This window comes from Mycobacterium sp. DBP42, from assembly GCF_005924235.1.
GTDB lineage: Bacteria > Actinomycetota > Actinomycetes > Mycobacteriales > Mycobacteriaceae > Mycobacterium > Mycobacterium syngnathidarum.
On the sequence record NZ_VCMY01000115.1, the window covers coordinates 1 to 438 of the forward strand.

The following is a 438-nucleotide window of genomic DNA, read 5'->3' on the forward strand; positions in this document are numbered from 1 at the left end:
GTGCGCAAGCGCGTAAAGATCAGAAGCGTCGTGAAGCCGAGCTGCGTACGCAGACCCAGCCGCTGCGCAAAGAGATCGCCCGTCTGGAAAAAGAGATGGAAAAACTGAACGCGCAGTTAGCGCAGGCGGAAGAAAAGCTGGGCGACAGTGAACTGTACGACCAGAGCCGTAAAGCAGAACTGACCGAGTGCCTGCAACAACAGGCCAGCGCCAAAGCCGGGCTAGAAGCGTGCGAAATAGCCTGGCTGGACGCGCAAGAGCAGCTTGAGCAAATGCTGGCCGACTAACCACAGGAAACCACCATGACGCCGCTCATCACCAACGATATTACTTTCCGCAAGCTCAGCATCTTCATGACGTTTATGGAGAAAGGGAATATTGCCCGCACGGCGGAAGCGCTGGATATCAGTGGGGTGAGCGTGCATCGCGCGTTACATA

General features: G+C 56.2%; 1 protein-coding gene. It reads left to right on the forward strand.

What is annotated here, in order from left to right; all coding sequences use genetic code 11:
- Positions 1 to 287, forward strand: a 287-nt coding sequence (locus tag E0T84_RS31640; protein ID WP_212757750.1) for a hypothetical protein, incomplete at its 5' end; no start/stop codon positions are given.
- Positions 288 to 438: the final 151 nt, after the last annotated feature.